A 23,751-nucleotide genomic window follows, 5' to 3' on the forward strand; every position below is an offset into this window, starting at 1 on the left:
GGGTTGGCCAACGCAGAGGCCGGTCCCCCGATCCCCTGGGCAGAAAGAGGTCCCCGTGACCATCAACCTCCGTGCAACCCGGCCCGCCGAACTCTGGGGCGTCATCGAGACGCTGCTCGGGTTCGCGCCCGATGACGACTTCATCATCCTCAGCCTGACGCCGGGAGGTCCGCACGCCCGGATCGACCACCCGCACGACAACGCCGCCCTGGTCGGCTCGGTCGCCTCGCTCGGCGCCAACTTCCGCCGCTACCCCGGCGACGTCATGTTCATCGCCGTCACGGACAACCCGGACCACGCGCTCGACATGGTCACCGCGACCACCGCGATCATGGACGGGATCTGCGAGGTCCGTCACGCCCTGCGCATCGACGGTGACAACGTCTACGACGCCGTCACCGGTGATCTCATCGACCAGATTACCCCCGACCTGCGGACCAAGTACCGATCCGCCGCGGTGCTGGCCGGGCGTCGGACTCCCACCGGAAGCCGTGAGGCGCTGGAGGCAGACCTGTTCCCCGAGCGCGAGGAGGTGCCCGCGCACCACTTCGAGGGTCTCGTCGGGCCCGACGCGCAGGAGACGTTCATCAACCGCCACTCCGACGAGGTCGCCTGGGTGATCGAGACGGTCAGGACCCACGCCGTCACCGGACTCAAGCCGGACGACGCTGACGCCGCCCGGCTGGTCATCGCGGTACGCAACGACACGCTCCTGCAGGCGGTCATCGCTCAGATCGACCAGGACAACGCGAACAGCCACGCCGCCCTGTGGAACGACCTCTTCAGCCGGTGTCCCGCCGAGCACCGCGGTCAGCCCGCGCTGGTGCTCGCGTTCGCGTACTGGATGGCCGGCGACGGCGCGGCGGCGTGGATGGCCTACGACCGCGTGACGGGCTGGACGATCTGGCAGTTCCAGTCCCTGATCCGGATGGTCCTCACCGAGGCCATCCGGCCGGGGGAGTGGGCCAAGACCGAGAAGGCCCGTCAGATGGCCGAGTGGTTCAGCCCCGACGCCTGAGACACGGCGACCGGGTCCGGGACGAGTTCCCGGGCCCGGTGGGGAGGGCCAGGCCCTCCCCACACCCCACCCGAGGCGATTCCATCCGGAATCGCCGGCCACGGCCACGGAGGGCCGTGGCAAGGACGACGCCTACCGGCGTCGACCGAAGCTTGATTCCTTTCTCCTTCCCGGGCGTTCGAGTCTGGCCCGCAGCCACCTCCACGCAACCCCGCGCTCCGCGCCGGCTACGACCCGGTCGGCGCTCGCAAGCTCGCTGACTTCCTCCCAACTCGCACCCGGTGCCGGGGTTGCCCTCCGGCGTCCCATTGCGGGCCTGATCGAACCCTTGCCCGGGACGGGCGAAAGACGGTCGGGCACGCAGAGCCCACCACCCACGGTCTCCGGGCAGAAACGAGGTTGTCATGACCATCACGAACAGCATCACCACCGCAGCGGCCCACGCGCCCACGGCTCCGGTCTGGCACGCGGGCGACAGCCTGCTGCTGGACGAGATCCAGCATGGGATCACCGTCACCGGCTCACGCTCGGCGTCGAACTACGGGACCGTGGTCGCGGGCGACGTGACCGGCTGGCTCCTGGAAGGCGGCTACACCGTCGTGACCGGGGCTGGGTTTGGCATCGAGGAAGCGGTGTTCGGCCGCTTCCTCGCCACGAGGGCGGCGGGACTGCCCGGAAGGCTCGTTGTGGTGCTGACCCGCAGCCTTGAGGTCCTCAACCCGCAGCACCGCGAGATGCTGAGTGCCGTTGCCAGCCGAGGCGGGCTGCTGGTCAGCATCACCGAGCTCGGGCACGCCACGACACGCCAGAAGTTCCAGCAGCGCAACGCCTGGCTCGGTGCGGCCACCGCGGGGACCATCATCGTGGAGGCGGCCGCCCGCGGTGCCTGCCTCGAGACGGCGGCCGCCGCCGAGGCGGCCGAGCGCCACCTGGCCGCGGTGCCCGGTCCGATCACCAGCGCCTGGAGCGAGGGCACCCACCACCTCATCCGTCACGCGGCCGCGCACCTGGTTTACGACCAGGCCAGCGCAACGGACTTCGGCCGGTGGGCCTCCGAGGCTGCCCGCGACCGCGCGGCGGCCGCCGAGCAGGGCAAGGAGCACCTCGGCTAGCCCCAGCCAGCCCGCTGGGGCCCGGGCCGCTCCCGCGAGGGAGCCGGCCCGGTGGGGAGGGCCCCGGCCCTCCCCACCGGGCCCGGGCGGTCTGGCCACAAGCGGCCAGACCACGAACAAACCCCGCGCCCTTGAGCAACTGCTCGAGCTCACGGCGCTCCGGCCGAGACGGGCCAGGCTGCGCCAGCGCCTACCGGCGCCACCCCAGCGCACGACGGACCGCCCCATCCGGGGCGATCGGGCCGGCCCACGGAGGGGCCGGCCAAGGACCACGACCTGCCGGTCGTGGCTCCTCCTTGCTGGAAGAGCCGGGGTCTTCTTCCCCTCCTGCCTTATCGATGATGGCCGCGCCGGCCCTCGGCAACCCCCGCACCCCGATAGACCGCGGGGTGCCGGACTCGTGCAGAAACTCCGATTCGGCGCTCACTTCGTTCGCTGATTTCCTCACCGGACTTTCCTTCTCGCCCGGTCCCGGGGGTGGCCTGCGAACCGGCTTATGCGGCCTTTTCTCATCTCGGCAGGAGGGTCCGAAAAACGGTCGGTGAGGCGAGCAGGCCAATACGGCGTCGTTCGGCATACTCTTATCTCGGCTTAAAGCCGACAATAGGAAGGGGCTAGGGCCATGGAGCTGACCATCCAGGAGCGGGGGGACGCGATCAAGCGGGCAGAGAAGGCGCTTCAGCACCTCGCGAACCACCCCAGCACCACGGTCGAGCAGCTCGGTCACGCGCGGGGGCAGCTGAACAACGCCTACAACGCGCGGGCCAAGGCCTTCGTCTACGACTCCGTCACGACCGTCGAGGAGATCGTCCTGAACGTCTACGGGGCAGTGCCGCCCACTGACCAGGACTGACCAAGACCAGCACCACCCAGCAAGACACCCACCACTCGATACAACCCCTCGGGCAGATCGCCCGGACCAACATCAAGGAGAAGATCATCATGGCTGGAGAGACCATCGTCACCGTCGTCGGGAACCTCGTCGACGACCCGGAGCTGCGCTTCACCCCGTCGGGTGCGGCCGTGGCGAACTTCCGGATCGCGTCGACGCCGCGCACCTTCGACCGGCAGACCAACGAGTGGAAGGACGGCGACGCGCTGTTCCTCTCCTGCGCGGTCTGGCGGCAGTACGCCGAGAACGTCGCCGAGTCCCTGCAGAAGGGTCAGCGGGTGATCGTGACCGGTGCCCTCAAGTCCCGGCAGTACGAGACCCGCGAGGGCGAGAAGCGCACCGCCATGGAGATCGACGTCGACGAGGTCGGCCCCGCGCTGCGCTACGCCACCGCGAAGGTGAGCCGGGCCAACAAGACCAACCGGGAGCCGCAGGGCAGCGGTCAGGACGCTGGCACCGCGGGTGGACCGGCGCAGGAGCCGGCCGAGGACCCCTGGGCCGTACCCAACCCGAGCTGAAGCGGATCGACAGGTCTGCGTGGGGGAGGGGGCCGGCGCATCAGCGTCGCGCCCCTTTCGCCAACTGACGTCCAACCCTTATCGAACAACCCTTATCGAACTGGGAAATGAGGCAGGGATGAACAACGACAATCCGCTGGCCCAGCTTGAGCAGCTTGGGGGCTTCGCCCTGGCGGGGGCACTCCTAGCCGCCCTCATGTTCGCGGGCCTGTTGTGCTTCCGCCACGGCATGACGGGCGCATTCACTCGCCGCGGCGCGGACAAGAAGGCCATGGAGCTCTACCGGCGCGAGCTGGCCTGCTACTCCTCTGCCATCCACCGCCTGGTCGACGCAGGTGGTGGTGAGATGGTCATGCATCTCAGGCGCGGCAACGCTCCGCAACTGCTGGCGGCAGATCTGAAGGCGGCCGGCACCACGGCCGCGATCGCGCAGCGCGGGTACAGCCTGCACCTGCTGCCCGCTCGAGGCGGCGTGATGGTGCGGGCTACCCCGATCGCGCCGCCACGTCCGGTCAGATCCCGCGGCCGATCCGGCAGCCTCTTCACCCTCGTCATCGGGCGCACTGACCGCAGTGCAACCTCGGCGCCGGCCGCCGTCGACGTACGCCCTGCCCCTGCCCAGGCAGCGCCGGCGGAGCAGAGCGTCGAGGCGTCCAGTGAGCCGGCGATCGACCCTGAGGGGTGGCAGGTGTACGTGCCTGGCGGTCGTAGCAGTGAGGACGGCCGACCCATCACCGATCAGCATGCCGATCAGCTCCTGGTCGACGAGCGCGACGCCCAGCCGGGGAGCCGGTGGCGAGAGCCTGCGCGGCGCCTTCGGGCGGCCGCCCGTGAGCTGAGCGGCCAGGACCGTCGATGACCAACGCGGCGCCGGGTGGAGCCGGGAGCGATGTGATCAGCGACGAGGTCGGCGACGAGGCCGGCGAGATGGTCATTGCGTCGGACCCCTCGCGTACAACAGGCACAGGAGGTTGGTCATGAGCGCTCAGATGTACCAGTGCTGGCGTTGCGGTGCCCGGCACTACTACGGCTCGGGTCGCGGGCGCGAGTGCGCACCGGTCATCCCCACGCTCGTCGGGGCCCTGGTCCTGGTCGGTCTCGGCGCGATCGCGCTGCAGCAGGGCTACTTCACGACCGGCGGCACCACGGCCAAGGACGCTCCTCGCACGCAGGCGCGCGTCGAGCGGGTCGTCGACGGCGACACCATCCGGATCCGAACCGCCAAGGGGCGCGAGAAGAGCGTCAGGATCTTGGGGATCAACACCCCTGAGCTCGCGCGCAACGGCAAGCCGGGGGAGTGCTACGCCGCCCAGGCCACCAAGGTCCTCCAGGACCTTCTCGACCAGGCGCCCGACCGCGGCCGCGTCGAGCTGATCGGTGACCCGACCCAAGACAACAAGGACGTCTATGGCCGGCTGCTGCGCTACGTCGAGGTCGGCGGCCGTGACGTCGGAGCCACTCTCATCCGGCGCGGGGCCGCCCGGGCCCGTGAGGACCACCCGCCCGTCCAGCGCGCCGAGCGGTACGCCGACCTCGAGGACACAGCGCAAGCGGACGACCGCGGCCTCTGGGCCGCCTGCTCCTAACCCATCCCTGACCCCAGCTCGGAGGGAACGAACTCGTGACCCGATGCATCCCCTGCGCCGCCGACGACCACGACCCGGCGAGCTGCGAGAACCGGCACAAGCCCATGATCGAGCGCACCTGTGGCTGCGCGTGCAGTAGAGCAGAATCGAACCCGTCCCCTTACTGGTCGACCACGGCACGCGCCGCTCACCCGGGGCGCCCCGAAGGAGAGCAACGATGACGACCGGACCCACCAAGCAGCCCAGGTCGCCGCGGCGCGGCGGGATCAAGCTGTCAGTCGCCGGCGCCCTGGCCGTCATCGCCAGCGTCGTCGTTCCGCTCGTCTGGCACGCCGTCGACGACGACGTCACGATCTTCTGGCCCGGCATCATCGCCGGGGTCCTCATCGCCTTCGCCGGCGGCGGCATCGCGGTGCTTGCCGACTACCGCGCGGACGCCCACCCGGACACCTGAGTCTCCCTGAGACGAGCGCAGATCCCCGATCGTTCGCACGTGCACCCGCGCGTGCGACAAGGCAGAATCAAACTGTCGCCCTACTGGTCGACCCCCCGCGACCGAGACCTCAACACGGAATCTCGGAAGGAACACCCGCATGAACACCATCAACCCCACCACCTCGAACGACCGTCTGCTCATCCTCGGGAGCGAGCTCGAGGACGGCGCGGCCGCCCCGTGGTACTTGCCGCTTGTTCTTCTCGCGCCGGTCGCCGCTCTGCTGGCGTCGGCCAGCTGGCTGCCTGACCTCGGACTCGCCCCGTCGACCGACGGGTTCTTCGGCGAGCAGGCCAAGGTCATCAACTGGGCGCTGTACCCCGGATTCGCTCTCCTGGCGTACCTCGTCGTACTCGCCGCCGGCCTGGCGGCGGGCGCCGAGCTCCGCCGGCAGGGCCGCGCGCGGCGCGCCTGGGCCAGCATCTCGCCGAGCGAGCAGGACCAGGTTCGGAGCCTGCGCAACGAAACTCAGGCTGGCTAGTCCCACGCAAGGTCGCCCGCGGACGTACAGAGCTCGACTTTGGCGTCCGCGGGGCGACCCACCGGGGCCCCGGCGGACCTATGACCTCGCCCGGAGCCTGGTGCCGAGAGCATCGGTTGAATCAGCGGTCCCCGGGCTGAGCGGCGGGTACTGTCGCACCCGTGGCCAAGGTGTGGAGACAAATCGACCTGCTTCTGGACATCCCCGACGACGCCCTCGACGATGCTCGCCCTCGAGTGCGCGAGTTCTACAAGGAGATCCTCATCAAGCAAGGCGGGGCCCAGCCGAACGGGTTCATCGACAACATCGACCAGGCAGCGGACTACAGCGCTCAGGACGACCAGATGGCGCTGAACGGGCTGATCACCCTGGCACTCCAGGAAGCCCTGGCCGCTCACGCGCCGCGGATCGCGCAAGTCGAAACCGACGTCCGGCCGCTCCCGGCCGACTACGAGCCGCCGGCCTGACAAAGACGAGTCGTTCCTATTCGTTAACTAGTTGACGAATGATGGTGGCCGGCGTACTTTCGGTCCATGACCGATGACAGCCTGACTTCTGGCGAGGTGCCGTCGAGCGCGCCGAACCTACGCACACCGTGGGCGCCGTTCTCGGACGTGTCGGTGGTGCGGATCCGGATTCCCGGCGTGCGTCCGGCGCCCGCTTCCGACCCCCTGGACCGCCGGCTCCTGGGCTATGCCGACGACCTCAGCTCGGACGAGCTGTGGACACGGTCGCGCGGGGTATGGAAGGCGAAGCTGGCCACCCTCGCTGACGCGCAGCTCGCGGTCGTCGTCCACGACGGCCGGGTGGTCCAGGTGGCCACCGTCGAGGGCGTCACCTTCCTCGACGGGCGTGTCGCGATCGATGGCCGGCCGCTGCCCGGGCACCCGCTGGTCGGGCTGCCCGACCCGATCCCGAACGCCTCCCCCCAGCCCATCGCCTACGGCGTCTTGGCCACCGTGGTGCCGGCCCCGTCGATCTGGGGGCCGCCGCGTCCCTACGAGACGGTGCTGAACGAGGCGATTGCGGTGATGAGCGAAGCCGCGCGGATGCGCCGCCACGTTCTGCGCCCTGTCGACCCGAGCCCTAGCGGACCGGCAGGAGGCCGATGGGAGCTCGACCCCGACCGCACCGAGCCCAACGACTGGGCCGAGTTCGTGTGCCTGGCCCTGGCATCGGCCGCCGCGAACACCGGCGGCATCGAGGCCGCTCTCGCGGGCCGGCCCGGGTCGTGGGAGGCCTCGCGGGTCCGTGACCTGCTCGCGTCGCAGATCGGCGACGAGGACAGCAACCTCATGCAGTACCGCACTGAGCCGTTGCGGATCGTCGTCGACGCCACGCAGCTGCTGGACTACTTCGGCTGGGACGAGCTCTACGACGCCGCCGCCGAGGCGATCGGTCAGGACATGGACCGTGCCACCGCGCCGTACGACACCAGAGCCCTGCACTGGTGCTACCGGCATGACGGCGCCGGCAACTTCGTGCCCGAAGATCCCGAGGGCGCCGACGCTCCGCCGTTCTCCTACGACGCCTGGTACGACAGCGCGGTCGCCGGCGGGCAGGCCCCCGCGGAGGCCGAACGGCTCCTAGCCCGGATCCAGGAGCAGGTCGCGCTCGAGGCCGAGCGCGGCTACTCCATGACCGGAGCATGGATCATCAAGTCCGGCGTCGACCCCGCGGAGGTCCGGCGCCTCGAGGCCGCGCACGCTGCCGCCGAGGCGCCGCACGACGCCCTCTTGGAGCGCCTCCGCGAGCTCCGGGCTGCCGACGTGGCCGAGTACCGCCGCACGCTGAGTGCAGCCGTCAGGGCCGAGGCTCAGCGGCGCTACCCCGGCGTCGAGGTCGTCATCGTCGACACCGCGTCCCCGGATGACCCCGGCAGCGCCGAGAGCTACGCCAGCGCGATCTTGGACGACTACGCCGCCGAGGAGTCGCTCGAGGCGGCCGTGCTCCTCGACGCGGTGCTCAACACTCCGCTCCCCGGCGTCGACGTCGCGCCCGTCGACTACCCCGGCGCGGTCGACCGGTACTACACGATCGGTGAGACCGAGGTCGCCGCCGGCCGCTTCCCCCACCTCCGCGACACCGCCCCGGACGGGTTGGAGCGGTGAGCGTCAGTCAGCTCGGCCCGGTCCGCCTGGGCCCCGGGACGGCGAGCGGTGAGATCGCCCGTCCGTGGACAGCTAGCGCGCCTTAGGGTCACGCCATGAGCAGCGCTGCTGAGTACCTGCCTGCGGGTGTCCGGATCGCCCAAGAGCGGGTGTACCACTACACCGGCGCCGTCGCGCTGCTCGGCATGATCCGGGACCGCAAGTTGTGGGCGTCGGAGGCCGCGGGGATGAACGATCGCGCCGAGGTGCGGCAGGGCTGGGCGAAGATCCTGGACTGGGCCGAGAAGCAGCCGGACTCACCCGCGATCGAAGTCATCAGGACCCACGCGAGGAGCCCCGAGCTGCAGCCGCACGAAATCTTCGTGCTGAGTGCGTCGACGCGACCTGACGACGCAAACCAGTGGCGGCTCTACGCCGACGGCGGTCGGGGGTACGCCGTCGAGCTCGACGTGTCGGTGCCGCTCGCCGTCGTCTCCGACGCGCGAGCATCGCTGACCCACCGTGAGCCGGCTGACGCCGCAGCAGTCGAGGAGCTCGACCTCGAGACCTTCTTCGATCCCGGCCTGCTGTTCGCACGTGTCACGCCGTGGCTGCACGTGCTGTACACCGAGGAGGAGATCAACACCGCGCTCCAGCTCCTGGCCAGGAAGCTCGACGCCGACGGCGCACGTTTCGATGACATGCGGGCGCAGCGCGTCGACGAGCAGGAGGTGCAGGACCACGCTGCCTTCTCCTATAGGAGCTCGTTCGAGGACGTTGCTCTGCTCGCGAACCTGATCAAGGAACCCGGCTTCGAGGGTGAGAACGAGGTCAGGATCGTGACGACGTTTGACCGCTCGGAGGACCACCTGAAGTACCGCGCCGGTACCTACGGGGTCGTCGGCTACGCCGAGCTGGCGTCATCCCCGCACGGGGATAACTCGTACATCGGCGATGGTGAGGAGCTCGCACCCTTGCCGATCAAGTCGGTAAGGATCGGCCCTCTCCTGGCGCCCGAGCATGACCGCACCCTGGTCGCGATGCTGCGCAAGTTTGGGCAGGCGGAAGGCGTGGACGTGGACTTCTCTGGGGTTCCGCTGCGCTGACTCGGCGGCGCCACCGGGTCAGTCTCCGCGGGCGGCTGCGTGACCTAGTTCGTGTCCACGCGTCGGGGCGCAGTGAGCGGGGTTCCGATGGAGTCGACGACGACGGTGTCGCGGTAGCGGCGCTTGGGAGCCGGCGATGACGGTGCGGGCTGGTCGACCAGGTCGACCGGATCGTTCGGGTTGCTGGTGTCGGGGATCCAGGTCTCGGTTTCGACGTGGCCGATGATGACGACGCCGGCGCCGGTGGTGAGGGTGGCGAGTGCTCGGCCGCGGTCGCGCCAGGCCTTGATGATGTAGCGGGTGGGGGAGGCGCCGGGGCGTCGGCTGCCGGTCTTGGTGGTCGGGTTCACGAGCACGACGGCTTCGGTGACGGTGGTGCCGTCGGTGGTGGTGCGGGCGATGGGGTCGGCGGCGAGGCTGCCCTCGAAGCAGATGATGATCGGCATGGCTGGTCCTCCTGTGGGTGGGTTCGCTCCGTGTCCCTGCGGGCGCAGGTGCTGGAGCGGCCCGGAGAGCTGGAGTGGGCACCGCCTTGGTGCCCTGGCCACTCGGACCCCGGCTCCCGAACAAGTGCCGCCCATGCATCGAGGTCCGCCGTCAAGGGTCGACGAAGGAGACTTGCGAAGCCCTTGACGGCGGACCTCGATGTGTAACCATTGGCGGCATCGGGAGCTGGGCCCTACCCGCCACCGGCGGGTCTAGAAATGCCGAGACCCCTCCGTGGTTCTTCGCGGAGGGGTCTTCTTGTGCGGGCCGTCGGCCCGCAGTCTTGTGGGCTGGGAGCTACGAGCCCGACGCGTTGCCGTTCGCGCTCGAGGTGGTGCCGGCGGAGCCGGAGTCCTTGGACTTGCTCGCGGTGGGTGGGGCGTAGGCGCGGGGTACGACCAGGCCGGCGTCGGTGAGTTCCTTGGCCTTCCAGCCCGCCGCCTTCGCGGCGTTGACGCTGGCGTTCGCGGCCTTGACCTGCTTGTCGCGCTCGGCGAGGAGCGCGTCGATCTTGGCGTCGGTGTTGCTGATGTCGTCGAGGACCGTCGCCAGGTGGCGGATCGAGTTCTCTCGTGGCGCGACCAGTGCTCGCAGGGCGCTGTCTACGCGGCGGTCGATGTCGCTCTTGGCCATGTGTTCTCCCGATGTGTGAGTTCGGTGCTGATGCCGGCGACCTCAGCGTACCTCGGCGCTCTCGGCCCGTGAGCAAGCTAGTACACAAGGTGCCCTTGTGCTGGCGTCGCCTTCGGCGCCGTGCGACACTCCTTGCAGGTCCGGAGTGTCGGTGAGTCCCGCGGGGCGGGTCGCTGCGCTGGGCCGAGCGGTGCTCGAAGAGAGGAGAGCGGTCGTGACGGAGTCTCGGGAGGCCTCTGGGCTGGGTGCCGGTTCGCGGCTGCCCAAGCGGATGCGCGGGTCGCGGCAGGACCGTGTGCCCGGTCGACCGCGGGTGATCCGTCATGTCGTGAAGGTTCACGAGGAGGACGAGCGGCGCCTGGTGCTGCGTGCGGCTGAGCGCGGCAACATCACCGTGGCGCGCCTGTTGCTTGAGTCGGCCCTCGCGGGTGGGCACGAGGCCGCCAAGAGCAAGGCTGAGCTCGCGGGCGACTTGTTCCAGATGATGCGTTTCTTGGGCAAGGTCGGGGTCAACATCAACCAGATCGCCAAGGCCACCAATGCGACCTTGGAGACCCAGCCTGAGACGGTCGCGGCGATGCAGGCTGTCCAGCGGGTGTGCGACCGTATCGAGGCGCTGCTCGACGACGTCGGCGGTCGTCTGTGAGGGCTGCAGGCCGGCGTGCCGGGTGGTGGTCGAGGTGATCCCGAACGTCGTCAAGGGCGGCAACATGTACGGGCTGATCCGGTACCTGCAGGGTCCGGGCAAGGTCAACGAGCACGAGAACCCGCACGTCGTCGCCGGCGACGACTTCCTCACCGCGTGGTACGGCACGGAGACGCTCGGGGCGGCGTCGGTCAAGGAGATCACCGACTACCTCGAGGCGCCCCGGCTGCACTTCGGTACGAAGGTCCAGGCGCAGGTCACCGAGCAGGATCCGGAGACCGGTGAGAAGCGCGTCACCGGTTACCGCGACGCGCACGTGTGGCACTGCTCGCTGAGTCTCGCGGCCGAGGACGGACCGCTGAGCAACGAGCAGTGGCAGAAGATCGCCGGCGACTTCATGGACCGGATGGGCTTCACCGAGGCGTCGGGGAAGGCGCCGTCGCGGTGGGTGGCCATCCACCACGGCAAGTCCGAGAACGGCAACGACCACATCCACATCGCGGCCTCGATGGTGCGTGAGGACGGCACCCGCTGGGAGGGGCGCTACCGCGACTTCCAATCCGCGCAGGACGCCTGCCGGGAGATCGAACGGACCCACAGTCTGCGGACTGTCGGCGCCGAAGGTCTGGAGCTGCACGAGCGCGGGGAGAAGGCTGCCGAGCGTGGCCAGGCCGACCGGGTTGGGCTCCCTACGACCGCGCCGAAGGAGCTCGGGCACCGCATCCGTGCGGCCGCCGTGGCGTCGTCATCGGAGGCGGAGTGGATCCGCCGCGTGCGGGCGGATGGCGTCGTCGTGAAGCCCTTCTTCGCCAAGGGAAGTACCGACGTCGTCTCGGGGTACCGGGCCGCGTTGAAGCCGGGGGAGTACGGGGAGAAGCTCGCCTTCTACGGCGGCGGCACTCTCGGTCGCGACCTCACTTTGCCGCGGCTGCGGGAGAACTGGCCGGCGGCCACGGTCGACCAGGCGAGTGAGGCCGCGGGGGAGTGGCAGGCGGCCTTCCGCGGGCGGCCGCCGGTCGGATCCGGCGTCGAGAGCCGGCGCGTCTCGGCGAAGGCCGGCGATGTCGCGGCTCGCAACTTTGAGGCGTTCAACGAGCGCCTGGTCGTCGTCCCGTACACCGATCGCGCGGCCTGGGCCGACGCAGCTCGGGACGTGTCGGGTGCGCTGTCGGCGTGGGCGCGCTACGACAAGAAGAACGCCGCGGACCTGCGGGCCGCGTCGTCGACGCTGGCTCGGTCGGCGCAGTACGAGCGCAAGGCGATGCCGCCAGGTCGACGGGTCAAGGAGTCCCCGATGGGCACCGCGTTCCTGTTCTTGGCTGCCAAGCCGGAGGACCAGGGCAAGATCGCCGGCGCGCTGTTGCTGCGCCAGCTGATGACGACCGCGAAGGCCCTCGCCGCACACCACCGCGCCCTCGGCGACCTTCGTCACGCCCAGGCTCTTGAGCGCGACGTTGTCGCTCGCCTGGAGCGGGTACAGCTCGCTGGCTACGCGCACGCGGGAGCATCGCCGAGCGCCGCGGCGCAGACCGCACGTGACGTCGGCAAGGTCGCCGATCCGCACCAGGCCAGTGGTCGCGAGGCCCCGTCTCGCACGCCCGAGGAGCGCACCCGGGCACCCCAGCAGCCGGGCGAGGTTCTACCTCGTCCGCTGAGCCCGCCGCGCCGCGGCGGGCTGGCTCCGAACGAGCCGATTGCACCTACACGGGATCCACAAGGAGGAGACCATGAGCGTTAGCGAAGACGACGTCGGCGGCCACGCCGTCGACCAGGCCGGCGATCGGCGAGGCGAGCGTCCGCCTCTCACCGAACGACAGCAGGCCTGGGTGGACGGAGCTGAGCACGGCTGGGACCTGCTTCTGGGGGAGGCGACCGGAGCGCAGCACGGCGACGGCCTCGAGCAGGTTCTGCGTGAGCACGCCGACTCGCGTCGTGCGGCGGTCAACCTGGTGAGCGACGGCGCGCACCGGGTGCCCAACCTGTCCACGGAGGACCTGCAGCAGTACGCCGCCGCACGGACCTACCTCGAGGCAGTTGTGGGCTTGCCGGTCGAGGACACGATGATGAGCGACCCGCAGCTGGCGGGCCTCGCTGAGCTCGACGCTGCCGGTCGCGCTACCACGGGTCTCACCGACGGTCCGTGGACGGAGTCCGAGACGACCGCGGTGCGCCAGCACGTCCAGCGTGCCGGCGCCTACTCCGCACGTGCCGGCGCCGGCAACGGCGTCGACGTCGCAGACAACTTCCGAGCTGTCGCCCCAGCGACGGGCCTCAGCCCGGCCGCCCGTGCACAGGCGGTCGCGGGAGCCTTCGGCGCCGGCGTGACCACTGGTGAACCCGGCCCCGCCTCTGCGACCCGTGCGGCGCCGGCGGTACAGCACCTCGCATCTGGCAAGGAGTACGGACATGGACGCTGACGACCCGATCGAGGGCGGCATCTCGGTCGCTATGACCGCGGCCGCCTCAGGAAGCCGGATCGCGGAGATCCTGTTGCGCAAGGCCCAGGAGGCGAAACTGCGCGCCGCTCAGCTCGCGAACCGCAACGCCGAGGAGCTCAACGCGCAGCTGGCCGCGCGCTCGGAGATCGCGCAGGCCTTCTACGCCGATGCCAGCGAGCAGGCGTGGCTGACGAACGCGTCCAAGGACGACGTCATTGCAGCCGTGCACGGGGTGCACGCGTGGGCCGAGGTCGACCCCGGGAAGTTCGGCCCGCAGGCCGAGCGCATGCGTGAGCAGTTCCAGGCCGCGTTCGGCGTCGACCTCCGCGAGGCCTTCCAGGAGAACCAGAACGCCCAAGCGCTGGCCGAGTACGCCCGCGTGAACCTCCACGACGCGGAGCGCAGCGAGGCGATCAACGAGGTCGACCCGCCGCCGTGGGATCCGCCGGCGCAGCCCGGACCGATCAAGGTCGTCGACGAGCCCACCGTCACGGCCACCTACGCGCCTTACGACGCTCCTGAGAGCCGGGCCGCGAGGGAGCAGGACCTGGTCAAGAGCGACGTCGGTCCTGATGCCGTGAAGGCTCACGCCACCGCCGACAAGCTCAACGCGAAGAGCCCGCGCGGCACCGCCGCGGCGGCGGCGAGCACCAAGGCGCGAACCCCCAAGAAGGCCGCTCAGCGCGGCACGCGCCAGCAGGGGCAGCAGCGCGGCCGCTGAGCCGCACGATGCCCTAGTCGGGGGCCCGGGTCGTTCCCTCGGGTGCCCTCCGACCACCGTCCTCTTAGAAGCTCCTCGTCAACGCACGAACCCACGCAGGTTCACCCGGTTGCCGGTGACGTCGACGATCCAGTCCGTCCCGGCCTTGACCGTAGCCGCCGCGCACAACGAGCACCCGTTCAGCTCGATGCCCCCAAAGCGCCGGCCGCACAGCGCCCTCTCGGCCCTACTCATCGAGCCGAACGAACCGGTCCTCGGCGGCGTCGAAATAGAGGTAGTCCGACACGCTAGCGGCTCGCTGGTCGATGTCGACCTCCCCGGCCGGGCCAGCAGTCAGCTCTTCCAGGAGGCCGTCGTGGCGAAGCATCAGATTGCTTCTGCCGGACTGGATGAGAGTCCCCCGTGCGAGCGCATATCTGCCGCCAGGCGCATCGCGCCACGGCTTCGTCGTGGTCATCCCGGCGATCAGGATCAGGCCGTCGTTTGCGACAACCTGAGCAGAAAATAGTCCCTGGACGGTGAGCGCCGCATCGCTCTCGACCTCTACCGGACCGTCGATCATCCCTTGCACGACAAGGTGCGCGCCGGTCCGTACGGTTACGGGCCCGCTGATGCGGCCCTGGATCGTTTCGTCGCCGCTGACCTCGTACGGGCCGACGAACTCGCCCTGTTTCGCGCTCATGCGGGGACACTCCCACAACTCAGCAGCGGCGTGGCCGGAATCTCTCCTCCTAGGTGCCGCTGCGCGAGGCGGCGCGTACGGGCGTCCGGATTTGATCGGAACAGGTGTGCGCGTCGTGCCGGGAGTCGTTGCGCTCGGTTGGTCGACGCTGGAGGGAGTGGTCGGGCGGCGGGACCACGGCTGCCCAGCCGTCGCCAGTAAGGCGATCCGGCCAGCACCCCCTGCAACTAGATGCCCCGGGCCCACGTGAGGCCGAAGAGCTCGAATGTCTCGACAAGGGCGGGGTGCGTCGGCGCGATCGGCATGGACGTGAGCTGGGTCAGGTGGGGGCTGATCTCTGGGTCGTCGGGCCGCTCGAAGACGGCCCAGAGTGGGTGCTCGTCGCCGTGGCGCGAGCGGAAGGCGATACCGGCTAGGTCTGGACGGGTGGCGTGCAGATGGGTAGCGACGGCCTGCGTGAGCTCGCGGCGACCGGCGTCCTTGAGTGCCGCGGCATCGAAGTCGTGCGATCCGAGCGACCGCGCCTGCTCGCGGAAAAGGGGCCGCAGTGCCACGATCGACGCCGTGGTGCTGACGGCGCAGTAGGTACCCTTGAGCTGCGCACTCGCGATGCGGCGGGGCGCGAGCCACGAGTGGGGCACCTGACCCGGCCGAGGGGATCGCTCGACCTCCTCGAGATCGTCGATGTCCAGGACGATCTGGTCCAGCTCGTCGGCGAGAACAGGGTCCGCCCGGAACTGTGCGAGAACCTCAAGGAAGCAGGCGAGGATGTTGGCGCCGGCGTACATCGTGCGGAACTGGACCGTGGGGTCGTCCCAGCGCTCTCGGCCAGCGAACTCGTGCGGAGGCCACGCCCAGGGCTCCGGCGCGTATCCGACCCGCCACACCCGCTCGGCGACTTGGTCTACTTGGATGCCGGCCGTCAGATCGACGGGCTCGACTCGTGCTGCCGGCTCCACCCGCGTCTCGTCGACGCCGGCTGCTCGGCGAGTCGCTTCGATGGCTCTCATCGCGGCCGGTCTCGATTCATAGTCCTCGCCGATGGCGACAACCTGACCGTTGGCGGCCTTCAAGCGCCAGCGCCACCTGCCGGAACGGTCTTGGTAGACCTCGAACTTTCCAGCCACGGCCGCGGCTCAGCCCGCGGCTGCGAAGGCCCGTGCGGCCGCGAGGACACGGGCTGCGGCGTCGGGGTCGCCGTCACGGAGCAGGCGCGCCGGCGCCAGGTCGGAAAGCGCGGGGTTCATCCCCTGGAACCAGGCCTGGACGACAGCGGCGGTATCGCGCTCGCCGATGATGGAGGCCACCTGGTACGCGGTGCGCAGTCGCTGCACGACCGCCGCCGGCGGGGTCCGGCCGTCGTCCGGGTCGGCCCACTGCCGAACTGCACGGGCCTCTTGGACGCCGCCGATGTAGGCGACGAGCCGAACCCCCAGCAGTTCCCTGAGCCCTGCGACGAGCGCGGGGACCTCAAGACGAACGGAGGCGCTGTGCGCCTGCGCTGCGCGCGACTCCAGGCTGGTGATCATGCTTCGATGATGGCACGGCGACGCCTCTAACACAATCCAAATCACTGCAAAGTCCCACTCAGAATCACACTGCCAGTAGCAGGCCCCATGTCACTCGGTCGGCCGGAACTACGTCACATATCTGAACGAATCCGGAGCGGACGGACGGTGTGCGACGGTTGCCCCGTGAGCGAGCTCGCGACGCGCAACGCAACACAAGAGGGCACTCGGCCGCGCCTCACGTAACAACTCCGGTGTAGAACCGAGCCAACACGACCGCCGTGGCCCGGCAGTGCCAGGCTGCGTACCGCAGACGAGCTCGGGAAGGGGCCTGGCCGGACGGGATCGTGGACACGTAGACCCGTCCGGCCAGGCGACTGTGGGGGCACTAGTTATGTGCCTATGCGTGCTCATGGGCCGTTCGACCGACTGTTGAAAGACAGTCCGGCTGGCTGCCCCGCTCGTCAATGACGGAGTGCAGGCAGCCGTTCTCCCACCGGGATCAGCCGACGCCTAGGGTTGCGGGTCCCGAGGATGCGTCGCCTTCACTCGCTCCGTCGTTCCCTCCCTCAGGCGCCACGTGGTCTTCGAGCTCGTTGAGGTACTTGTAGATCGTGAAGCGGCTGACTTGGAGTGCGGCCGCGATCTCGTCGACGGACTCGCGAAGCTGGAAGATGCCGCGCGCGCGAAGGTCGGCCACGATCGCCATCTTGTGCTTCTTGCGCATCACGGAAACGGGGAGGCCGACCGACTCGATGCTGCGGGCGACCATCGTGTTTGCAAGCTCGCCGATACTGCGGGGGAATGACTCACGAATCTCACTGTGGGGAGTTGCAGGCGCTTGAGGAGCGCCGACGGCCGGCCGGGGTCCTCCGGGGTCTGGCGGGGTCTGGCGAATAGCAGCCGGTGCCACGTCGGGTTCGTCGGGCCCTGCGCTAGCGAAGACGGCCCGCTGTTCACGCTGGGTGGCCATGGCAGCCAGCTCGGCCACCGAACGCCAGGGCGACAAGTCGTTGTTGACGCAGATCGCGCCGATCGGCTCGCCGTCGACCGAGCGTACGACGATTGTGGAACTGCTCAGTTCCCGACCGTCAGGCAGGACCGTCCGGTAGTAGTACAGGTCCCGCTCAGCGCCGTTGGCCACGTGGCTGAGAAGCAGGTCTGTGGGTGGGTCACCCACACGTCGTCCGGTCACGGAACCGCTGACCGCGACGACGGTCGCACTCATGTTGGAGAAGTCATGAAGGATGATCTCAGTGGTGGGAGGCAGTGCGGCGCCGAGCCTCTCGACGAGGCTCGCCAGGTCACCGAGTGATTGCGTCGTTGGACCTGCGAGCGACTCAAGCCCCACAGATTGCCTCCTCGGCGCCGGGCGGTGGTCTGTCATGCGAGCACCTTGGAGAGGAACTCCCTGGTGCGGTCGGATTTCGGGTTACCCAAGACCTCGGCCGGCGTGCCGACCTCGGCAATGATGCCGCTGTGGAAGAACGCTACGCGGTTGGCGACCTCACGCGCGAACCCCATCTCGTGCGTGACGACGACCATAGTCATACCGTCGTTGGCCAGCCCCCGGATGACGTCGAGGACGTCCCCGACGAGTTCCGGGTCGAGGGCAGAGGTGGGTTCGTCGAGGAGCATCAGTTTCGGCTGCATTGCCAGGGCGCGGGCGATTGCGACGCGTTGCTGCTGACCACCCGACAGCTGGCGGGGGTGGGCGTCGGCCTTGTCGCTGAGGCCGACCCTTTCCAGGAGCTCGCCGGCGCGCTTTCGTACAACGCCGCGCTTCTCGCCACGGACGCGGACGGGCGCTTCAAGGATGTTCTCCATCACCGTTAGGTGGGGGAAGAGGTTGAACTGCTGGAAGACCATGCCCATCTGGGAGCGCTGGCGGCTGACGTCCTTGTCATGTAGCTCACGAAGGTGCTTACCTTCGCGGCGGTAGCCAATGATCTCGCCGTCGACCGTGAGGAGACCGGCGTCGATCTTCTCCAGGTGATTGATGCACCGCAAGACTGTCGACTTGCCGGACCCCGACGGCCCGATGAGGCACACGACCTCGCCTCGGGCGACGGTGAGGTCGACTCCTTTGAGAACTTGGTTGGCGCCGAAGCTCTTGGTGATCCCTTCGATCTTCACCATTGGCTCCGTCTCGGTAGCCCGTGAGGGCGTGGTGTCAGGCATGCGTGCTTCCTCCCTGCCGCGCGTTGAGGCGGGTGAACGTTCGACGTCGCTTCGTGGCTGAGCGGCCCGCGCCGCGGCTGTAGCGGTTTTCAAGGAGACGCTGCAGGAAGGACATCACCGTCACCATGGCCAGGTACCACAGGCTCGCGACGATGAGCAGCGGGATGACCTGGAAGTTCTGGGTGTAGATCGATTGGGCGCTGTAGACCAGCTCGGAGAGCGTGATGACGCTGACCAGGGAGGTTGTCTTGACCAGGTTGATGAACTCGTTGCCGCTGGGCGGGATGATCACTCGCATGGCCTGCGGAAGGACGATCCTTCGGAGGATGTGACCGCGCCGCATTCCTAGCGAGGACGCGGCCTCGGTCTGCCCGTTGTCCACCGAGAGAAGTCCGGCGCGCACGATCTCGGCCATGTAGGCGCCCTCGTTGAGGCCGAGGCCGAGCAGGGCCGCCACGAGGGGTGTGATCAGCTCGTTCGTGCTGCCCTCGTAGAGCGACGGCAGAAATGGAAGTTCGATCGAGATCACAGGCGTCAAGGACGCGAGGTTGAACCAGAAGATCAGCTGGACGAGAACCGGTGTACCCCGGAAGAACCAGATGTAGGCCTGGCTGGGGTATCTCAGGAGCGGGCTCTCCGACATCCGTGCCACAGCGAGGGCGATACCAAGGACGCAGGCAATCGCCATCGTCAAGATGCTCAGGTACACCGTGGTCCAGGCGCCCTGAATGATCCGAGTGTCGAAAAGGTAGTCGCCGACCACATTCCAGCGCATGCCGTCGCTGGTGATCAGGAACTTGGCCAGGAGGAAGACCAGATAGGCGATCACGACCGAACCGATCCAGCGTCCGGGGCGTCGAACGGGTTTGGTGCGGAGCTTCTCGGGGCTGGCGGCCACCGACGCGGACGGCGTGAGTCCGCCGCCAGCAGAAAGGTCAGTGTCTTGCGTGTTCTGGTTCACGATGCCGGGGCACCTTCGGGGTTGTAGGCGTTCTTCGACTGGCCCCACTTGTCAAGCAGCTCGGCGTAGGTACCGTTGTCGCGAAGGGTCTGGAGCGCCGCTTCGAGCGCCACCTTGAGCTCGGGATCGTCCTTGCCGACCGCGAGGCCGGCCGGCGCGGGCGCGAAGACCTCGCCCACGTCGACCACTTTGCCGCCCGCCTGCTCCGAGACGTACGACGAGGTGGTGGCATCATCGATCTTGGCGTCGACGCGGCCGTTGATCACGGCCATCACGGTCGACGACTGGTTCTGGAAAGCCTGCTCGTCGATCTCGGGCTTGCCGGCCGTCTCGCACGCCTTCTGAAGGCCGGGAATGAGCGCCTGCGACGAGCTTCCGGCGATCACGGCGACGCTGTGACCACACAGGTCTTCGGTGGTCGAGATGGACTTCTCGAGGTCGGTGCCGCCCAGGACCGAGATCACCGATCCGGTGGTGAGAAACTTTACGAAGTCGACCTCCTTCTCGCGCTCCGGCGTCACGGTGAACGTCGCCATCGCGACGTCGAACCGATTGGCAGTGAGGCCCGCGATCTGGCCGTCGAACGGCACTCGGATGAGGTCGACCTTCAGTCCGAGTGTGGCGGCGAGGGTGTTGATTAGGTCGATGTCGAAGCCCTTGTTCTTGCCGTCCTCGACGTAGTCGAACGGCGGGTAGTCCAGCGCCGCGGCGACGGTCAGCTTCCCCGCACCCTTGATGTCGGCGGGGAGCAGGCCTTGCGCGTTGGTGTCGACCTTGATGTCGGAGGTGTCGACCCCGGACTTGGACTTGCCGGCGTCGGCGTCGGAGTTCGAGCAGGCCGAGATCGTCAGGAGCGCCGTGATTGACGCGACGGTGGCAAGAGCGCGCCGGCGCGAGGCTGTGGTGGTGAAGAACATGGGTGTTGTCCTCTGTGTTGGTCTTTGGCCGATCAACACCTCGAGCGAGACCAAGGCCGAGAGGGTCAACATGCCGAGTGATCGGGCCACAAAATGTTGTGGTCCGTGACACTAAGCCGCGGCAGTGGTGGACTCGAATCCAACATTGTGCCAACTCGTGAACCGTCTTGTTGGGGACTGTTGCCAGCGACATCGGTGCCTCAACCGCCGTAGACCTCTACTCCTGCATCAGTCAATGCCAGAAGTGTTGAAGCAGAACCACTTTTAGCAACAGATTGCCAACTTGCGGAGTGGTGCTAGATCGCCGTCGGAACCGACGGCGCGTCCCGGTTCACGTCCGCCCGCCCGCCGCTCAACGGAGGTTTCACCTTGTCCCAGGTCATCACAACTCGTCTCGCCGAGAAGGGCCTGACCCTGCCCTCTCCCGCTGCGGCCGTCGCCAACTACGTCAGCGCTGTTCGATCGGGCACGCACGTGTGGGTGTCGGGTCAGCTCCCGATGCGTGACGGCGAGTTGCTGTCCCTGGGGGCCGTCGGCGCGGAGGTGTCGGTTGCGGACGCTGTTCGATGCGCCGAGCTGTGTGCTCTGAACGCCCTCGCCGCCGTGGGCACGGTCGCTGAGCTCTCGTCAGTCGTCCGCGTCGTCCGCGTTGGTGTCTTCGTCTCGTCTCGGCCCGGCTTCGATCAGCACGCGATCGTCGCAAACGGCGCCAGCGACGTCATGATCGCCGCCTTCGGCGACGCAGGCCGCCACGCTCGGGCCGCTACGGGGGCTTCAAGCCTGCCGCTCGGAGCCCCGGTCGAGGTAGAGCTCCTCGTCGAAGTCGGCTGACTGACCGCCACTCCTCGGACCGAACGGAATCACTATGAACAAGTTCACCGGCTTGTACCGCGACCTGTATCCAGGCGCAGACGATGCCGTCTACTTGGATGTCGCGGCGGTAGGTCTCATCTCAGCCCGCGTCGCAGAAGCAGTCAGTCGGTTTGCACAGGGCCACCTCCTGCGTGGGATCGCCGACGACCGCAGTCGTGAGGTCGAGATGCTCGCAGCTCGTCAGGCGGTAGCTGCGCTAGTAGGAAGTAGCCCGGACCGCATCTCGTTTACCCAGAACACCTCGACCGGGCTCGCGCTCGTGGTCAACGGCATCGACTGGGTCGAGGGCGACAACATCGTTGTGCCCGCGGGTGAGTTTCCCTCGAACTTCTACCCATGGACCCAGCTTCGGAGCCGAGGTGTCGAGCTCCGTGAGGTGGCGATGGTCGAAGGCCACGCTCCCATCGATGCGATCGCTCGAGCCACCGACCCGCGTACCCGCGTGGTTGCGCTGAGCGCCGTGCAGTACTCGTCCGGGCACCGCAACGACCTCGCAGGGGTCAGCCAGGCCGCGGCTCCGCACGGCGCGCTCGTCGTCGTCGACGGCACCCAGGCAGTCGGTGCGATGAGGTTGGACTGTGACGCACTAGGGATCGACGTGCTCGCTGTGAGCGCTCACAAGTGGATGCTCGGGCCACTCGGCATCGGCTTCACGGCCATGTCGTCGCGCGCCATGCACCTCCTTCGCCCCTCCACGGTCGGCTGGATGAGTGTCGAGGAACCGTTCGCCTTCACACATGAGCCTCAGCTGGCCAACGACGGCAGGCGCTTCGAGTCGGGAACAGCGAACATCGCCGGCATCGCAGGGCTGAGGCAAGCAGCGACCCAGGTCCTCGAGCTGACGCCCGATGTCGTCGAGCAGCACATCCTCGATTGCACCGAGGAACTCGAGGCCTCCCTCGTCGCCCGTGGGTGGCGATCGCTACGCAGCGCAGACCGCCGGCGCTGGTCTGGAATCCTCATCGCCACCAACAACGAGGACACCCAAGACGTCCACAACCGCCTCGTTGAGGCGGGCGTTCGCTGCTCGCTTCGCGGCGGCGGCATCCGGTTCTCGCCCCACTACTACACCGGATCCGCCGACCTCGAGGCCGTGCTGTCGGTGCTCACCTAGCCAGACAAAGCGCCGGCTCAGCGCACTGCCACCACCTAAGCCCCTCCTCGCTGCAGGCTTCCGACGAAGTCCGTCCTCCCATTGCCGGGGCCTGCTCGGCGGCCTTGGCCCGGTCGCCGGAGGAGGTACTGACCGGGGGTCTGTTCAGATCCGCTGACCAGGCCCCCGGTCCCGTTGCCCGGCGGGCAGGGATCCGGTCGATGGCTCGCGAGGGCGAAGGTGGAAGTTATGCGCCAGCCGAAACGTCATCGAGAGCAACGGGTCTTGGAGTACATGCGACTTTCCTGGAGTCGACCAAAGGCGACCAGGGCAGTGCCGTCCCGATGCGGCCGATCTTCTTTGAAGAACGACCGCCTCGGCATTGTCCGGCGCTTCGGCTGGGTCCCGGCGCGGCCCTCGAAGACCGCGCCGACGCTCAGTGGTCCCCGCGAATCCAACTGCACGTGGCACCGCACTTGACGTACCACTCCTGCTGATAGGCGTTCGCCGGCGACGACGGGCTCACGACGGTGGTGATGTGTCCCCAGGCGACCGTCGATCCCGGAGCGTAGATCTGGCGCGAGTAGGACCAGCTGGCCTTGTCGGCCTCATTGGTCGTCCAACCCGAAGTTCGGGAGAAGCCCATGCCCTTGTGGGTCCACCTGGCGTCGCCGTACCACTCCATCCAGTTGGTGCCACACCTCGGCGAATAGACCATGCTCGCCGTCCCGCCGGGCAGCGCCTTCGAGGTGATGACGTAGGCGCCGCTCCCGCAACCGGTCTCGTACGGAAGCGTGTTGTTGTAGCTGCTGCCGGCGGCGTGTGCCGGCTGGGGTGCCGCGAGCAGTGCGCCCACGGCAAGGACTGCGGTGACCAGGTACTTCATGACGACCCCCCGTTCTCCGTGGCTCGCGCCCAGAGGCGAGCCTGGCTTTCCAGCCACGCTGCCACGCGGTCGCTGCGCACCGCTACGGACTCGGGGCCACCCAGTGAAAACCCGGACGCTCGTCCGGTGCAACGCGGGCAGGAGGCTCCGTCACCGTGCGTGACTGCCGCCGGGTGTGCCTCTTGCACCGGGCGAGGCCGACCGCAGAGCCGCTACAAGGGCCAGCGGACCACCGTCATGGGTCCGCGCTCGTCTGGACAGTCGGCCCGGACGGTGTGATCGACCTCCCGGTCACCCAGTGACGACGGTGCCGGCGGCCTCCGAGGTGGGGGCACTCATGCTTCTTCCCCGATGTCCTCGGCCCACAGCTCGGGGCGCTCGCTCATCATCTTGTCCATGAGCGCGCGGCAGATCGGGTCGTCGACGATGT

The 23,751-nt window shown here is 68.5% G+C and carries 27 protein-coding genes; 17 read left to right on the forward strand and 10 right to left on the reverse strand.

Translation table 11 applies throughout. The features are described from left to right. The first annotated feature begins 55 nt into the window (after positions 1 to 55). From CCO04_RS27435 to CCO04_RS27485, 11 genes are all read left to right on the forward strand, one after another. Positions 56 to 1,018: a DUF4192 family protein gene (locus CCO04_RS27435; protein WP_215817369.1), complete on the forward strand. Its 963-nt coding sequence runs from the start codon at positions 56 to 58 to the stop codon at positions 1,016 to 1,018. A 404-nt stretch (positions 1,019 to 1,422) separates the two neighbouring features. Beyond that, positions 1,423 to 2,130 carry a DNA-processing protein DprA gene (locus CCO04_RS27440; protein WP_215817370.1) on the forward strand — a complete coding sequence of 236 codons (708 nt, stop codon included), beginning with the start codon at positions 1,423 to 1,425 and terminating at the stop codon, positions 2,128 to 2,130. Between the two features lie 622 nt (positions 2,131 to 2,752). After that, positions 2,753 to 2,983, forward strand: a complete 231-nt coding sequence (locus CCO04_RS27445; RefSeq protein WP_215817371.1) for a hypothetical protein — start codon at positions 2,753 to 2,755, stop codon at positions 2,981 to 2,983. Positions 2,984 to 3,072: 89 nt separating this feature from the next. Next, positions 3,073 to 3,540 carry a single-stranded DNA-binding protein gene (locus CCO04_RS27450; RefSeq protein WP_215817372.1) on the forward strand — a complete coding sequence of 156 codons (468 nt, stop codon included), beginning with the start codon at positions 3,073 to 3,075 and terminating at the stop codon, positions 3,538 to 3,540. A gap of 118 nt (positions 3,541 to 3,658) precedes the next feature. Next, positions 3,659 to 4,399 (forward strand): hypothetical protein, encoded by a 741-nt coding sequence (locus CCO04_RS27455; RefSeq protein WP_215817373.1) that lies wholly within the window; start codon positions 3,659 to 3,661, stop codon positions 4,397 to 4,399. A gap of 118 nt (positions 4,400 to 4,517) precedes the next feature. Beyond that, complete coding sequence (locus CCO04_RS27460; protein ID WP_252374017.1) at positions 4,518 to 5,126, forward strand: thermonuclease family protein; 609 nt, start codon at positions 4,518 to 4,520, stop codon at positions 5,124 to 5,126. A 217-nt stretch (positions 5,127 to 5,343) separates the two neighbouring features. Continuing rightward, a complete protein-coding gene (locus CCO04_RS27465; protein WP_215817374.1) occupies positions 5,344 to 5,580 on the forward strand; it encodes a hypothetical protein in 237 nt (78 codons plus the stop codon). 139 nt (positions 5,581 to 5,719) lie between these two features. Continuing rightward, positions 5,720 to 6,100 (forward strand): hypothetical protein, encoded by a 381-nt coding sequence (locus CCO04_RS27470; protein ID WP_215817375.1) that lies wholly within the window; start codon positions 5,720 to 5,722, stop codon positions 6,098 to 6,100. 161 nt (positions 6,101 to 6,261) lie between these two features. Continuing rightward, positions 6,262 to 6,567, forward strand: coding sequence for a hypothetical protein (locus CCO04_RS27475; RefSeq protein WP_215817376.1), 306 nt, complete (start codon positions 6,262 to 6,264; stop codon positions 6,565 to 6,567). A 66-nt stretch (positions 6,568 to 6,633) separates the two neighbouring features. Further along, on the forward strand, positions 6,634 to 8,211 hold the full coding sequence (locus CCO04_RS27480; protein WP_215817377.1) for a hypothetical protein: 1,578 nt from the start codon (positions 6,634 to 6,636) through the stop codon (positions 8,209 to 8,211). A gap of 95 nt (positions 8,212 to 8,306) precedes the next feature. After that, positions 8,307 to 9,296, forward strand: coding sequence for a DUF2971 domain-containing protein (locus CCO04_RS27485; RefSeq protein ID WP_215817378.1), 990 nt, complete (start codon positions 8,307 to 8,309; stop codon positions 9,294 to 9,296). A 44-nt stretch (positions 9,297 to 9,340) separates the two neighbouring features. Here CCO04_RS27485 and CCO04_RS27490 read toward each other — a convergent pair whose 3' ends face one another. Next, entirely contained in the window at positions 9,341 to 9,742 is a 402-nt protein-coding gene (locus CCO04_RS27490; protein WP_215817379.1) for a single-stranded DNA-binding protein, read from the reverse strand. A gap of 337 nt (positions 9,743 to 10,079) precedes the next feature. Next, positions 10,080 to 10,415: a hypothetical protein gene (locus CCO04_RS27495; RefSeq protein ID WP_215817380.1), complete on the reverse strand. Its 336-nt coding sequence runs from the start codon at positions 10,413 to 10,415 to the stop codon at positions 10,080 to 10,082. A 214-nt stretch (positions 10,416 to 10,629) separates the two neighbouring features. Between CCO04_RS27495 and mobC the strand changes: the two genes are divergently transcribed. Genes mobC through CCO04_RS27515 form a run of 4 tightly spaced genes read left to right on the forward strand, consistent with a single transcriptional unit; the run spans position 10,630 to position 14,220 of the window. Next, positions 10,630 to 11,061, forward strand: a complete 432-nt coding sequence (mobC, locus tag CCO04_RS30045; RefSeq protein WP_215817381.1) for a plasmid mobilization relaxosome protein MobC — start codon at positions 10,630 to 10,632, stop codon at positions 11,059 to 11,061. Between the two features lie 22 nt (positions 11,062 to 11,083). Beyond that, the gene (locus tag CCO04_RS27505; RefSeq protein WP_215817382.1) at positions 11,084 to 12,799 is read left to right on the forward strand and encodes a relaxase/mobilization nuclease domain-containing protein; all 1,716 of its coding nucleotides are present in this window, start codon (positions 11,084 to 11,086) and stop codon (positions 12,797 to 12,799) included. Further along, the gene (locus tag CCO04_RS27510) at positions 12,789 to 13,478 is read left to right on the forward strand and encodes a hypothetical protein (protein ID WP_215817383.1); all 690 of its coding nucleotides are present in this window, start codon (positions 12,789 to 12,791) and stop codon (positions 13,476 to 13,478) included. The genes CCO04_RS27505 and CCO04_RS27510 overlap by 11 nt, the downstream gene beginning before the upstream one ends. Continuing rightward, entirely contained in the window at positions 13,468 to 14,220 is a 753-nt protein-coding gene (locus tag CCO04_RS27515) for a hypothetical protein (RefSeq protein ID WP_215817384.1), read from the forward strand. Before CCO04_RS27510 ends, CCO04_RS27515 begins: the two co-directional genes overlap by 11 nt. A 226-nt stretch (positions 14,221 to 14,446) precedes the next feature. Here CCO04_RS27515 and CCO04_RS27520 read toward each other — a convergent pair whose 3' ends face one another. The 7 genes from CCO04_RS27520 to CCO04_RS27550 form a co-directional block, all read right to left on the reverse strand. Next, positions 14,447 to 14,902 (reverse strand): polymer-forming cytoskeletal protein, encoded by a 456-nt coding sequence (locus CCO04_RS27520; protein ID WP_215817385.1) that lies wholly within the window; start codon positions 14,900 to 14,902, stop codon positions 14,447 to 14,449. A 227-nt stretch (positions 14,903 to 15,129) separates the two neighbouring features. After that, complete coding sequence (locus CCO04_RS27525; protein ID WP_215817386.1) at positions 15,130 to 16,029, reverse strand: DUF1508 domain-containing protein; 900 nt, start codon at positions 16,027 to 16,029, stop codon at positions 15,130 to 15,132. A gap of 9 nt (positions 16,030 to 16,038) precedes the next feature. Further along, positions 16,039 to 16,431 (reverse strand): hypothetical protein, encoded by a 393-nt coding sequence (locus CCO04_RS27530; protein ID WP_215817387.1) that lies wholly within the window; start codon positions 16,429 to 16,431, stop codon positions 16,039 to 16,041. A gap of 481 nt (positions 16,432 to 16,912) precedes the next feature. Then, positions 16,913 to 17,761, reverse strand: a complete 849-nt coding sequence (locus tag CCO04_RS27535; protein ID WP_215817388.1) for a transcriptional regulator — start codon at positions 17,759 to 17,761, stop codon at positions 16,913 to 16,915. 32 nt (positions 17,762 to 17,793) lie between these two features. Continuing rightward, entirely contained in the window at positions 17,794 to 18,591 is a 798-nt protein-coding gene (locus CCO04_RS27540; RefSeq protein WP_305799892.1) for an amino acid ABC transporter ATP-binding protein, read from the reverse strand. Continuing rightward, positions 18,584 to 19,552, reverse strand: coding sequence for an amino acid ABC transporter permease (locus CCO04_RS27545; protein ID WP_308281590.1), 969 nt, complete (start codon positions 19,550 to 19,552; stop codon positions 18,584 to 18,586). Before CCO04_RS27545 ends, CCO04_RS27540 begins: the two co-directional genes overlap by 8 nt. After that, entirely contained in the window at positions 19,549 to 20,469 is a 921-nt protein-coding gene (locus tag CCO04_RS27550; protein ID WP_215817389.1) for an ABC transporter substrate-binding protein, read from the reverse strand. The genes CCO04_RS27545 and CCO04_RS27550 overlap by 4 nt, the downstream gene beginning before the upstream one ends. A gap of 369 nt (positions 20,470 to 20,838) precedes the next feature. On the opposite strand from CCO04_RS27550, the gene CCO04_RS27555 reads away from it, so the two are divergent. Continuing rightward, positions 20,839 to 21,300 (forward strand): RidA family protein, encoded by a 462-nt coding sequence (locus tag CCO04_RS27555; RefSeq protein WP_252374019.1) that lies wholly within the window; start codon positions 20,839 to 20,841, stop codon positions 21,298 to 21,300. Positions 21,301 to 21,334: 34 nt separating this feature from the next. Continuing rightward, a complete protein-coding gene (locus CCO04_RS27560) occupies positions 21,335 to 22,456 on the forward strand; it encodes an aminotransferase class V-fold PLP-dependent enzyme (protein WP_215817390.1) in 1,122 nt (373 codons plus the stop codon). A 415-nt stretch (positions 22,457 to 22,871) separates the two neighbouring features. Here CCO04_RS27560 and CCO04_RS27565 read toward each other — a convergent pair whose 3' ends face one another. Next, positions 22,872 to 23,321 carry a hypothetical protein gene (locus tag CCO04_RS27565; RefSeq protein ID WP_215817391.1) on the reverse strand — a complete coding sequence of 150 codons (450 nt, stop codon included), beginning with the start codon at positions 23,319 to 23,321 and terminating at the stop codon, positions 22,872 to 22,874. Positions 23,322 to 23,751 lie beyond the last annotated feature (430 nt).

Origin of the sequence: Pimelobacter sp. 30-1 (assembly GCF_018831735.1) — a bacterium.
Classification (GTDB): Bacteria; Actinomycetota; Actinomycetes; order Propionibacteriales; family Nocardioidaceae; genus Nocardioides.

What these genes read in the sequence shown, in the direction of transcription:
- CCO04_RS27520 (WP_215817385.1), bottom strand. Translation starts at nt 14,902, where the DNA reads ATGAGCGCGAAACAGGGCGAGTTCGTCGGCCCGTACGAGGTCAGCGGC.
- CCO04_RS27565 (WP_215817391.1), bottom strand. Translation starts at nt 23,321, where the DNA reads ATGAAGTACCTGGTCACCGCAGTCCTTGCCGTGGGCGCACTGCTCGCG.
- CCO04_RS27530 (WP_215817387.1), bottom strand. Translation starts at nt 16,431, where the DNA reads ATGATCACCAGCCTGGAGTCGCGCGCAGCGCAGGCGCACAGCGCCTCC.
- CCO04_RS27560 (WP_215817390.1), top strand. Translation starts at nt 21,335, where the DNA reads ATGAACAAGTTCACCGGCTTGTACCGCGACCTGTATCCAGGCGCAGAC.
- CCO04_RS27450 (WP_215817372.1), top strand. Translation starts at nt 3,073, where the DNA reads ATGGCTGGAGAGACCATCGTCACCGTCGTCGGGAACCTCGTCGACGAC.
- CCO04_RS27540 (WP_305799892.1), bottom strand. Translation starts at nt 18,591, where the DNA reads ATGCCTGACACCACGCCCTCACGGGCTACCGAGACGGAGCCAATGGTG.
- CCO04_RS27465 (WP_215817374.1), top strand. Translation starts at nt 5,344, where the DNA reads ATGACGACCGGACCCACCAAGCAGCCCAGGTCGCCGCGGCGCGGCGGG.
- CCO04_RS27440 (WP_215817370.1), top strand. Translation starts at nt 1,423, where the DNA reads ATGACCATCACGAACAGCATCACCACCGCAGCGGCCCACGCGCCCACG.
- CCO04_RS27550 (WP_215817389.1), bottom strand. Translation starts at nt 20,469, where the DNA reads ATGTTCTTCACCACCACAGCCTCGCGCCGGCGCGCTCTTGCCACCGTC.
- CCO04_RS27445 (WP_215817371.1), top strand. Translation starts at nt 2,753, where the DNA reads ATGGAGCTGACCATCCAGGAGCGGGGGGACGCGATCAAGCGGGCAGAG.
- CCO04_RS27470 (WP_215817375.1), top strand. Translation starts at nt 5,720, where the DNA reads ATGAACACCATCAACCCCACCACCTCGAACGACCGTCTGCTCATCCTC.
- CCO04_RS27480 (WP_215817377.1), top strand. Translation starts at nt 6,634, where the DNA reads ATGACCGATGACAGCCTGACTTCTGGCGAGGTGCCGTCGAGCGCGCCG.
- CCO04_RS27510 (WP_215817383.1), top strand. Translation starts at nt 12,789, where the DNA reads ATGAGCGTTAGCGAAGACGACGTCGGCGGCCACGCCGTCGACCAGGCC.
- CCO04_RS27460 (WP_252374017.1), top strand. Translation starts at nt 4,518, where the DNA reads ATGAGCGCTCAGATGTACCAGTGCTGGCGTTGCGGTGCCCGGCACTAC.
- CCO04_RS27490 (WP_215817379.1), bottom strand. Translation starts at nt 9,742, where the DNA reads ATGCCGATCATCATCTGCTTCGAGGGCAGCCTCGCCGCCGACCCCATC.
- CCO04_RS27495 (WP_215817380.1), bottom strand. Translation starts at nt 10,415, where the DNA reads ATGGCCAAGAGCGACATCGACCGCCGCGTAGACAGCGCCCTGCGAGCA.
- CCO04_RS27485 (WP_215817378.1), top strand. Translation starts at nt 8,307, where the DNA reads ATGAGCAGCGCTGCTGAGTACCTGCCTGCGGGTGTCCGGATCGCCCAA.
- CCO04_RS27455 (WP_215817373.1), top strand. Translation starts at nt 3,659, where the DNA reads ATGAACAACGACAATCCGCTGGCCCAGCTTGAGCAGCTTGGGGGCTTC.
- CCO04_RS27515 (WP_215817384.1), top strand. Translation starts at nt 13,468, where the DNA reads ATGGACGCTGACGACCCGATCGAGGGCGGCATCTCGGTCGCTATGACC.